7 protein-coding genes are annotated in these 10,769 nt (G+C 54.2%); 1 reads left to right on the top strand and 6 read right to left on the bottom strand.

The genetic code is table 11. The annotated features are described in order from the left end of the window. Positions 1–160: transposase domain-containing protein (locus tag AC1DOQ_RS25555; RefSeq protein WP_477370751.1), on the top strand; the 160-nt coding region annotated here is incomplete at its 5' end. A gap of 38 nt (positions 161–198) precedes the next feature. On the opposite strand, the gene AC1DOQ_RS25550 is transcribed toward AC1DOQ_RS25555, so the two are convergent. The 6 genes from AC1DOQ_RS25550 to AC1DOQ_RS25525 form a co-directional block, all read right to left on the bottom strand. Continuing rightward, positions 199–753 (bottom strand): SMODS domain-containing nucleotidyltransferase, encoded by a 555-nt coding sequence (locus tag AC1DOQ_RS25550; RefSeq protein WP_477370742.1) that lies wholly within the window; start codon positions 751–753, stop codon positions 199–201. Between the two features lie 7 nt (positions 754–760). After that, positions 761–1,279, bottom strand: coding sequence for an SLATT domain-containing protein (locus AC1DOQ_RS25545; protein ID WP_477370739.1), 519 nt, complete (start codon positions 1,277–1,279; stop codon positions 761–763). A 25-nt stretch (positions 1,280–1,304) separates the two neighbouring features. After that, positions 1,305–4,361, bottom strand: a complete 3,057-nt coding sequence (locus AC1DOQ_RS25540) for a type I restriction endonuclease subunit R (protein WP_477370736.1) — start codon at positions 4,359–4,361, stop codon at positions 1,305–1,307. Continuing rightward, positions 4,348–5,595, bottom strand: a complete 1,248-nt coding sequence (locus tag AC1DOQ_RS25535) for a restriction endonuclease subunit S (RefSeq protein ID WP_477370733.1) — start codon at positions 5,593–5,595, stop codon at positions 4,348–4,350. Before AC1DOQ_RS25535 ends, AC1DOQ_RS25540 begins: the two co-directional genes overlap by 14 nt. Positions 5,596–5,744: 149 nt before the next feature. After that, positions 5,745–8,120 (bottom strand): type I restriction-modification system subunit M, encoded by a 2,376-nt coding sequence (locus tag AC1DOQ_RS25530; protein WP_477370730.1) that lies wholly within the window; start codon positions 8,118–8,120, stop codon positions 5,745–5,747. A gap of 44 nt (positions 8,121–8,164) precedes the next feature. Continuing rightward, on the bottom strand, positions 8,165–10,069 hold the full coding sequence (locus AC1DOQ_RS25525; RefSeq protein WP_477370727.1) for an N-6 DNA methylase: 1,905 nt from the start codon (positions 10,067–10,069) through the stop codon (positions 8,165–8,167). Positions 10,070–10,769 lie beyond the last annotated feature (700 nt).

Raw genomic sequence — 10,769 nt, 5'->3', positions numbered from 1 at the left:
ACGCGCAGCCGCCATGTACGGGCTCATCGGAACGGCCAGGCTGAACGGCATCGACCCCGAAGCCTGGTTGCGCCACGTGCTGACGCACATCGCCGACTACCCTGTGAACCGTGTCGACGACTTCCTGCCCTGGAACTGTGCCGCCAAACTGCCCGGCTGAACTCCGCTTCCCAGCGGTGTGACAAGCATCATCTCGTATCAGCTTCGGTAACTCAACACGGTGCTGGGACGACGCTTACACTTGAAGAGCCGAATGGTCGGCTTAATCAGCGATCTATGTTCTCTGTTCTTCGCTTCAATCGTTGCATTGAAGTCGTTCGGGTTCGTGGCCATCCAACCACCGGCTCCGTTGGGAATGTGAAGCTCGCCAAGCCAAGTTTTCTTCGCGGGCACCAAGTCAAACTTGATGTGATTCAGTTCGAGAACGATAGTCGGACTGGACTGATAGACTTCGGATGATCCATACCACCTCTCGACGAAGGCTCTTAACCGATTCAGGTAGGCCTGCGGGGTGGCGCTGCCGTCACTGAAAACTACCATGTAGTCGATGTCGGACTGTTCATCCATGATGCGAGGTAAGATCGTACCTCGTGTCGACGACCCGAACTGGAAACGCTCCGCGATTACGCTGCTGTCAAAGTGCAACGCCATACGTGATTGAAGCGTTGTGATGGAGGTTGCAATTGATGATTTTTCGGTTGCAGAAAGCACTGCACTGCTTGCCGTGTCCGCCAAAAAACTTAGTACTGACATCCTGTCATTACTCCGTGTCCACTTTGTGGGTAGCTTCGCCCTCTTCGATTCCTTTTCTCGCGGCGACAAATGCTCGGCGTGGGATGCTTGGGCTCTTCAGGTTCAACTCGTTACGTGCTGTCGATAGCGCCTTCAATCGTTCGAGCAGCTCGTCTTGCCGATCTGACTGAAGTAATTCGATCTCACGAAAGAACCGTGCCTCGTTACGAAGGGTCAGAAACTGGCCTGCGGCAGCCCGGTGCATTGCTGCGCGCTCATTTGGCTTCAGAAAAGTCATCAAGCCAGTGAGCAGCGATGCAAAAAGGGTGAAGGCTGTTGCCCATTCGGGTTGACTCTTGATAAGTGTTGCCCCTGCGACGGCGCCGAGAACTGTAGCCGGGACACCCAGCCAATAGTTACGACGCACCCACGTATCCTCTGCGTTGAAATGGCTCTTGCTGGAGTATGTGGCGTCCTCTTCCAGCCGCTCGGCTTCTCTACGCAATGCGGAAATCTGACCTTGGTCGATCGTTGCCGCCAGATTCATCACACATCCTTTCGATCAGTTCGTGTCACGCCGATGCTCCCGTCTGAGGCGGTGTCTTTGGTGGGATCGCGCCCGGTTGATAGGTCGAGTCAAAGACCATATCGGTTAGCCAACGCTTGAAGCTTGGGTTATCGCTGAACTGTTTGAATAGCTCAGTGTGGTCAGAGATTAGCTCCAGCACCACGCGATTCAGCGCCTTGTCATGCTCCAATTTGGCGTTCTGCTTGTCCGAGTTGGTCTGTGCATTTTGGTAGGCCTTGTCTTGTGCTACGCGAGCTGGAATTTCTTCGGTGATGACCTTGCGAATCTTGTCGCCGTCTTTCCACTCGATGTTACCGAACATATCATTAAACGCTTTAATGATGTTCGAGAGCTTGTCGATGTCAGGAGTCCCACCACTTCCCCCACCGCCGGGCGGTGGGGGCTCAATGAAGGCGTCAGCATCGTCCATCGACATCCTCAGTGATGCCTTCGCTTCCACCCGATAGCTGTCCATGTCGATCGCTTCCAGCACTCCCTTGGAGAGATCTTCCTCCTTCGGAGCGGGCAATTTCGGGATCAGGAAGTTCAGGAAAATCGCCAGCTTTTCCCAAGCCGGGTGACCGTAGGTCAGGATTGCAGCAAGAAAGCCGTAGGTACGCACGAATGCCTTGGCTTTGCCCTTGAATTCAACCTGGCCCTCTTCATCCAGGTTGTCGATGTACTCGGCCACGCAGACGTCGAGGATGGGATCGAGCTTGTCGCGTTCTGCACCGGTGACGTAAAGAGCGACCAAATCTTCAACCTGCTGCCAGCTGTACACTTGCTTGGCATCGAGATCGTTCTTCAGATCATGCAGCTTATTAGGATCGGTTTCACCAACCTGAACCGTAGCTCGGTAATAGTCTTGGAATGCGGCCTTCACAGCCTCAGCGTTGTCGGCGAAATCCAGTACGAATGTATCGCGCTTTTGCGGGTGAGCGCGGTTTAACCGTGACAGTGTCTGCACCGCGAGTACGCCGGCCAGCGGCTTGTCCACGTACATTGTGTGCAACAGCGGCTCGTCGAAGCCGGTGACGAACTTGTTAGCAACGATCAGGAAGCGATACGGGTCTTGCTTGAGCTTAGATGGGATGTCCTTGCTCGGGAAGTCGTTGAGATCGGCTTCGGTCCTCTTCATCCCGCCAATGTCAAAATCGCCCGAGTACGCCACGATGGCCTTGAAAGGGCTCTTGATCGAGGCGAGGTAATCCGACACCTCACGGTAATAGTCGATGGCTCTTGCGATGCCGTTGCAGACGATCATCGCCCGCGCCTTTCCGCCGATCTTCTGCTTACTCGCCACATGCGCTATGAAGTGATCGACCATGATCTCGGCCTTCTTGCGAATGGCTTTTTCATGCGATTCAACGTAGTGGCGAATCTTCTTCAGCGCCTTTACTTTGTCGAAGTCGGGATCGTCCTCCACCGTTTTGGCGACATGATAGAAACTGTCCACCGACGTGTAGTTCTCAATCACGTCGAGGATGAAGCCCTCTTGAATTGCCTGCTTGGTAGTGTAGGTAAGCTCCTCCGGCGAGCGGAAGCGCACCTCTCCGCCCTCGATGAAGCGCTCCCCGAACAACTCCAACGTCCGGTTTTTCGGTGTGGCGGTGAAGGCAAAGTAGCTAGCGTTCGGCAGCATTTTGCGCGACTCGATCAGCTTGTTGACTGCATCCTCGACTGATTCCCCGGCATCCTCATCGTCAGCGGAAACGCCTGACAAGGCCAAGTGCATCTTGGCCGTGGTCTTGCCGCCTTGGCCGGAATGTGCCTCGTCGATCAGAAGCGCGAATTTCTTGCCGCTGAGGTCGCCCAGCTCATCGAGGATGAACGGAAACTTTTGCACCGTCGTCACAATGATCTTTTTGCCTTTGCGCAGGAAGGCGCGCAGCTCGGCAGCATCCTCGGAGTGTCCGAAGATCGATGAAACGTGGTCGTAGCTCTTGATAGTGCGGGCGATCTGAGTATCGAGTGCACGTCGATCGGTGATAACGATGACCGAGTCGAATTGAGCCAACATTGCATCGTCGGCGGTTTTGAGCTCAACCAACTGATGGGCCAGCCACGCAATGGTGTTGCTCTTGCCACTACCTGCTGAATGCTGAATGAGATAACGCTTGCCAATCCCTTCCTCATGGGAACGTCGCAGCAAAGCACGGACGGTTCGCAATTGATGAAAGCGCGGGAAGACCGGCTTGCGCCGCTTCTTGCCTTTTTCGTCTTCCTCTTCCACTACCTGCGTGAAGTTCTCGATGATGTTGGCCAGCGATTCCTTGGCCAGCACCTGCTTCCACAAATAGTCGGTTTTCAGTCCATGAGGGTTGGGCGGGTTGCCCGCCCCACTATTCCATCCCTGATTGAACGGCAGGAACCACGAGGTCTTGCCAGTGAGATGCGGACAGAACCTCACCTCGGCATCGTCTACCGCCATGTGCGCCACGCAGCGGCCCAACTGGAACAGCAATTCGCCTGGGTTGCGGGTGGTCTGGTACTGGATGATAGCGTCGGCGACGGTCTGCTTCGTCAGCGAGTTTTTCAACTCGAAAGTCATCACTGGTAGGCCGTTGATAAAGATCACCATATCCAGCGAACGCTGGGACTCGTCGTTGCTGTAGCGCAGCTGCCGGGTGACGCTGAAAATATTCTTATCGAAGTTCTCGGCGGCGCTGACGTTGCCCGGTGTCGGCAGCAGCTTGTAAAGATCAACGTGAACCGGACCGTGGCTCACGCCCTTACGCAGAACATCCACTACGCCCCGTTTGGCGATCTCGCCTTGGATGCGGTGTAAGAACTGTGTTCGCTTGATGCCCTCACTCGCCAACTCCAGCGTTTCGACCGCCTTGGGCTGAGTGGCCTGCAGAAAGGACAGCAATTGCACCACATCCACCGCGACATCGCGGTTGTAGTCAGCCGCTCGTCCAAGTACGTAGCCACCGGGGGCATAAACGCTAGCAGCGTCCTGAGCCTCGATCGCTGCATCTGGTGGGTACTCACTAATGCCCGCCAAGTGGCGCACGATTAAGGCCTCCAAGCCTTTTTCGCTAGTGTCAGTCGTCTCCATCGTCTTCCTCCCCATCGTTATCCAGTTCTTCGTCGCCGCCTAGCACTGCCAAGTCTTCGTCGGCCACAACGTCATCCGGGCTCGGCACCCAGCTACGCACGTCCACTTGGCCGGTGACTACGTCAGCGATCTGGCGGTCGCGATACTCTCGGATTAACCTAATCTCTGTCAATGCCTGTTCAATGGCTTGATCTAAAGGTGCACTTTCGGCCTTGATGTGAGCAACGATTGCTTGCTGTTCTTCTAAAGTAGCAGGCATCACAACAGGGAATCGACCGAGCACAGTCTCTGCAATCGCGGGGTAAGCAATGCCAATTGAATTGGCACTAACCCGATTGACGAAGCCAGTGCTTTGAATCACATAGCCGAGATATTCGGGTTCAACATTTCGTCCAGGCGTCAGCACTGCGAACCCAGTAGAAGCGATCAGATCATCGGCGTTTTCGTTGACGTACCAGATGGCTTTTAGGTACGTGCGAACGGTAGAGATGATCGTGTCGCCGCGGCGCAATATCCTGCGCGCCCGCGACGGTGCATTTTCAAATCGCAGTCGTTCAAGCTCCTTTGTCAATCGCCCAGTCCCCACAGATCCGATGTCGAGGTAGCGGAACTCAAAATCCGGGTCGGCCTTCTCTCCCAAGGTGCTCGCATTCAGGCGAACCCATCGCTTAAGAGGCTTGACCGACCAATGCACCGGCACTTCGCCCGTCCATTCGATACCAGACGGCTTCAATGCGGCCGAGGTATCAAGCCCGCGCGTTACGGCGTGGTCAATGATGCGCAGCTTCTGCTCGGTGAGTAGGCCAATGAGATCGCGCTTGGCCTTGATGAATCGTGCGATGTAGGCATCCTGCGCCCGCAAGTAGGCGACGATCTGGTCTTGTTCGGTGCGGGGTGGAATCAGTGCCGAGACGTCGTAGAAATCGTCCGTGTATAGACGCCAAAACCCTTCGACGATCCCCTTGGTTCGCCGGCGAAATTCGGCAACGTAGAACGGCGTCTTGAATAGCGCTTCACAGTAGGGAACAGACACGTCGGATTTTGGCCGAAATACGGAGTAGTCTGGGCTAATGACGCCGGGTTGCTTAGCCCGAGCAAATACGCCGAGATGTGCTTTTAAGCGATTCAGAACAAGGTCATTCTCAGCAACCAACTTTCCCCCAGCGTAGCTTTCAGACTGGAGACTTTTTCTACCGAGGGACTTGCTAGGAACAAGGCCATATACCTGACTCATTGAAAGATGAGTCTCTTCGCCGTGCGTAGAACGACTGTCAACCTCTCTAAAAATAAATCTGTTTCGGCGGGTTTGCCAATGGCGTGGAATGTCCCCAAGCCAAGCCAGGTTAGATGGTTTGTACTCGGTATAGCGAGGGAGCCGCTGCATCAAACATCTCCCACAATTTTGTGCAGCAATCCCTCTGTCTGCTCTTCTAGCTTCAAGATTTCAGCGCGAATTTGATCTAGAGTGCGCAGCGGAGCGGGCTTGTAGAAATAGCGGGAAAATGATATCTCGTAGCCGATCTTCGTAGCGTCCATCGAAACCCATGCATCGAGCGCGTGGGGTCGCACTTCTCGGACGAAAAACGCTTCGATGCCGCCCGATTCCTTGAGCGGAACTTGCTCGGTATCACGCAGGTCTGTATCGGCCTCGTACTCGACCATGAACCGATCGCTACCGACTTCCTCCAGGTACTTGCCGTCGTAGCCGGGCTCGAAATGTTCACCCACCTTGAGCTTGCTACGTTTAGCAATAACGGGCGGAGCCGACTCGTCGCGCCAACTTACCGCCTTGTAGATAGCCTTTTTCTCAGGGACGCTGGGCTTTTTACCGTACGCCTTCATCGTGGCCTCAAAGCGGGTACGAAATTCGTTATGGTCGTCGAACACGTCTTCGCCAAGTTCCTGCTGCGCCAGTTTGGCCAGCTGCACCAATGTTTTATCACGCAGCCACGTTGCTGGATCAAGCAACTTTTTGCGCCGTTTTTCCGACACCACTTTCTTGGTGACCTTGGCGTCCTCGTCGTCCGACTCGTAGTCGGTATCCTCGTCGCCATCGTCGCCCTTCAGCCACGCTTCGATTTCGGGCCTAAGCTTGGCGAATTCCGTGTAGAGCTCGTTGCTGTACCTGGCGTAGATCTCGCTGCGCAGCGCTTCGTCGCCTGTGGCAAAACGGAGGCTTTCGACGGCGGTGCGCTTGAGCTGGCTTTTGAGGCGCAGCGGACGTTCAATGGTAATCTTCCAGTAACCGAAATCGGCATTGTCGAACCACTTGCATTCCGGCGTTGTATTCGAGGACTCAGCATTGGCGGGCGACTGGTCAAGGTAATGCTTCAGGATGCGGTCAATGTCCGCGTCGGCCAGTTCGCAGTTCTTCTTGCCGAGGTTGCGCCGCATCGGCAAGAACCACTGCGAGGCATCAATCAGTTGCACCTTGCCGCGTCGGTGGCCGGCCTTGCGATTGGCCAGCACCCAGATGTAAGTGGCGATGCCGGTGTTGTAGAAGATGTTGAGCGGCAGCGCAATGATGGCTTCTAGCCAGTCGTTCTCAAGCACCCAGCGGCGGATGTTGCTCTCGCCTTGGCCCGCGTCACCGGTGAATAGTGCAGACCCGTTATGCACCAGCGCGATGCGGCTGCCCAGCGTTGTGTTGTGCTTCATCTTTTGCAGCTTATTCACCAGAAACATCAGCTGCCCGTCGCTCGAACGGGTGATGAGCTTGAACTCTGGATCGCCGCCGTGATTGACAATGAAGCGCGGGTCGCTAAATTCTTTCTTTCCGCCGAGCCGATCAAGGTCAGTCTTCCAACTCTTGCCGTAAGGCGGATTGGAGATCATGAAATCGAACTCGCGCGACCGAAACTGGTCTGCCGACAAGGTGGACTTGTCCGCGCCACCAACTATGTTCTCAGCCTCATCGCCTTCGCCCTTGAGCAACAGATCGGCCTTGCAAATGGCGTAGGTCTCCGGGTTGATCTCCTGCCCGAATAAGTGAATTGACACTTCCTTTTCATGACGGGCGGCCAACTCATGCAGCGCCTCTTCGGCAACGGTCAGCATCCCGCCGGTTCCGCAACTTCCGTCGTACAGTAAGTAGGTGCCGGACTGGATCTGGTCGGCCACTGGCAAGAACAGCAACTTGGCCATCAGCTTGACCACGTCGCGCGGCGTGAAGTGTTCGCCTGCCTCTTCGTTGTTCTCTTCGTTGAACCGACGGATCAGTTCTTCAAATACAGTGCCCATGCCGTGGTTGTCCAGTGCGGGCAACTTGACGCGACCGTCCTCATCCTTGACTGGAATCGGCGCGAGGTTGACCTCTGGATCGAGAAAATCGTTGATTAAGTGACCCAGGATATCGGCCTCGACCATTGTTTGGATCTGGTCTCGGAATTTGAATTTCGCCAAGATGTCTTGTACATTCGGCGAAAAACCGTCCAGGTAATTAACAAAGTTATCGCGAAGGCGCTGCCCTTGTCCACTGGCGGTGAGAGTGCCGAGGGTGAACTCCGATGTGTTGTAGAACGCCTGCCCTGCTGCCATCCTCAGTGCGCCGTCCTGCTCGGCCACTTTGTGCGTGTCGAGAAACTTCTTGCGCTCCAGTACCGTTTGCTTGGTAGACGCCAGCACGGCGTCAAGCCGTCGCAGCACCGTGAACGGCAAGATGACGTCACGGTACTTGCCGCGCACGTAGACGTCGCGCAGGCGGTCGTCGGCAATATTCCATATAAAATCAGCGATCCACTTAAGTTGAGATTGATCCATATTGTTTCTATTAAATGATAAATTTATTTCTTAGTGCGCGCTGGTTACTCGTAGTCGACAGGCCAAAGCTGTTTCCGTATTTCTTCTGAACGTTGTTCTGCTTCCTCAACTAAGGCTTCAATCTCGCAGAGCTCTTCGTAGCGCTCCATATACGCCCCCTGTTCCTGCAAAGGAATATTAGGTACGTGAATTTCTTGCAGAAGCACACTCGGCGTGACATGGGCAATTGTTGCTCCGACTCGCAAGGATTCAATCTGCATTTTGAAGTCATCCGACCGAAGGAAAAGCAACAAGAATTTAGGGCTCACCCTTTCTTTCCGTATGCGTAATGCGATACAACTTTGAGAAGATACTACAGGCGCACTCGCTGTCTCCGATGCTTCTGGAGACTGCAACTGCCTTAGCAAAGCAATTTGAGGAGAAATCTCTGAAGTAGGAACGTGGCCAATTAACCCTGTCTTCCCGAGGGTGCCTTTTATCGTGATCAGAATATCCCCTGACCGTAGGACGGATTCCTCGAGCTTTCGTGGATGAATGGCTGTTAATTTCGAAAATGGTCCAGTTATTGGACGCCAGTTGTCGAGATCTTGGAACCCAGCTTCCTGCACCGTTATCGCAGCAGGGTCTTTCGATGCAACAGGAGCGCGAATTACGGTTACAAGCTCTCCAAGTGCGCACCGTGTTCCATCTGTAACGTTCAGTGCGCGTCGCAGGTATCTTGAAGGAACGAGGTTAAAGTCTTGGATTGCGATATTTTCGATACTCACAGTGCACGCATACTCGGGCTCCGTCTCCTGACCAGTAATCAACTTAGCCACCCGCTCTGTCTGCAATTGACGCGAGTAGCGCATTGAAGACTTTGAACCAGTTGTCATTTCGCTTGAATCAATCAGTCGTACTAATTGGTTTCTGCGATCACGTTGAAGCAAGAGCAATGCGGACGAAATGGCCGAATTGCCAATCAATCTTCCGGGAAGAGCGGCAACGGCATCGACGGCACCCAGGCTCGCGAGCAAGTGTTCTCTTAAACGCTGTTCCTTACCTCTAGCAAACAACAAGGTGGGCGGCAACACAAAAACCGCTCGTTGTTGGACTCGTGGCCATAACGCTGCGACGGCCCAGCTGTCGGTGCGGTCTAATTCGACTTGTACGGTATGGCCAAGGCGACGATATAGCGGATTGTCCCCTTTCTCATCAGGTTCTTGCCCTTCCCATTGACGCCAGCCTGCCCCCGCCACAATTTTCATGCCAAACGGCGGTATCGCGAGCAAATACTCGCAGATCAATTCGCGGCTTCCATTTGCCGAGCGTGGTGCGTCAAGACTAAGGCGCATGCGCTGAGAGGGCGTCAGGTCTTCAATCAGCGTGAGGAGGCGGAGATGTGTATCTGATCTTCTGCCTGGGCCGGCAGCTATTACATTCAGATCCCTTTTAAGCGCTCGTATGACTAGCTGTCCCGTCGGGTCGAACGGAATCCATACGGTACTGTCTTTAGGAACATCAAGTACCCCAAGGGTTAAGTCACAAAGCTCCGGAGCTAACGCGAAACCAAGCGAATAATCCCCACGCCATTGCACCGGTTGTTGCCATGCGGCGTCTACAACATCCCATCCATCGGTTCCGTGCTGCTCGACCAAACTGCTAACAATGCGAAGCGCAGATGCCCTTACTGATGATTCCAGAGGCAATTCTGAGCTAGGCCCCCAGATAAGGTCTTTCGCACTGCTAGGAATTTGGTCGTCCTTTTGAGGAGACCATGCTTCGGGGAAAAGCAAATCATTGAGTTGTACTGCGCCATTTAGACCACCGACGGCCGCTAATCGTCCCATCGCGAGCCAGGTGAGTGCAAAGAGCCATGCATTCTCACCACTATGCTCAGTGGAGGTATGTGCGAGGTCTATCAGGTCCCGCATGGCGCGGTGAACTGGCTGAGTCTCGTGTTGCAACATTTTTGTTTCTCCCTGAGCTATAAATAGCGGTGACCTACGGTAATGACCCTTTTCTCGTCATCCGTGCTTACTACAGCGTAACAACCCTGTAACTGATCGATGCGTTGGCTCCGGCCGACAGCCGCCTCAAGCTTTGCAATCGATCGTTTCGTGAGCATGTAACGAATCCCGCCGCGCCCGTCATGACTTCGCTCTCCATACGCAAGTATGAGCGGGATGCATTCTTGTCCGACCCCACGTTGCTGGCTTCTCTTAACAGCATGAGAACTAGGCTGAGGTTTCCGGTCTATTATTACTTCTAGGAATGCATCAGTGTACGCCATATACCCTCCGCTGTCATCATAAAGATAATGATAGTACAACCATGAAAAATATGTCAAGGCAAAGAAACGTTTTGAGGTGACGGTTCCTCGTCGCTTCCGTGGGGACTTTTTTCTAACGATAATCAGGAGGTGCTGCCGGGCTACCAATATGCCGCCTCATGTGATACCAAAAGCGGCTTGCGGCAGGAGATCGCTGCCCTACAATTGAATAACCATTTACAACAGCAAGGGTATCTATGCCACTCGATTTGATCGCCTTGAGCGACGACGTTTTCGATGACTGGTTGCGCGACTTAGGTGGCCACGCTACAGGAGACGGCCTGAACGACGAACGCCTGGTAGAGCTTGTAGGCGCGACACTTCGGGAAGCCACGCCG

The organism is Massilia sp. 01N417 (assembly GCF_056399645.1).
This window is presented reverse-complemented; position numbering and strand designations above follow the sequence as displayed.

Excerpts from the sequence above, each read along its gene's own strand:
- AC1DOQ_RS25550 (WP_477370742.1), bottom strand. The coding sequence starts at position 753 with ATGTCAGTACTAAGTTTTTTGGCGGACACGGCAAGCAGTGCAGTGCTT.
- AC1DOQ_RS25545 (WP_477370739.1), bottom strand. The coding sequence starts at position 1,279 with ATGAATCTGGCGGCAACGATCGACCAAGGTCAGATTTCCGCATTGCGT.
- AC1DOQ_RS25540 (WP_477370736.1), bottom strand. The coding sequence starts at position 4,361 with ATGGAGACGACTGACACTAGCGAAAAAGGCTTGGAGGCCTTAATCGTG.
- AC1DOQ_RS25535 (WP_477370733.1), bottom strand. The coding sequence starts at position 5,595 with ATGAGTCAGGTATATGGCCTTGTTCCTAGCAAGTCCCTCGGTAGAAAA.
- AC1DOQ_RS25530 (WP_477370730.1), bottom strand. The coding sequence starts at position 8,120 with ATGGATCAATCTCAACTTAAGTGGATCGCTGATTTTATATGGAATATT.
- AC1DOQ_RS25525 (WP_477370727.1), bottom strand. The coding sequence starts at position 10,069 with ATGTTGCAACACGAGACTCAGCCAGTTCACCGCGCCATGCGGGACCTG.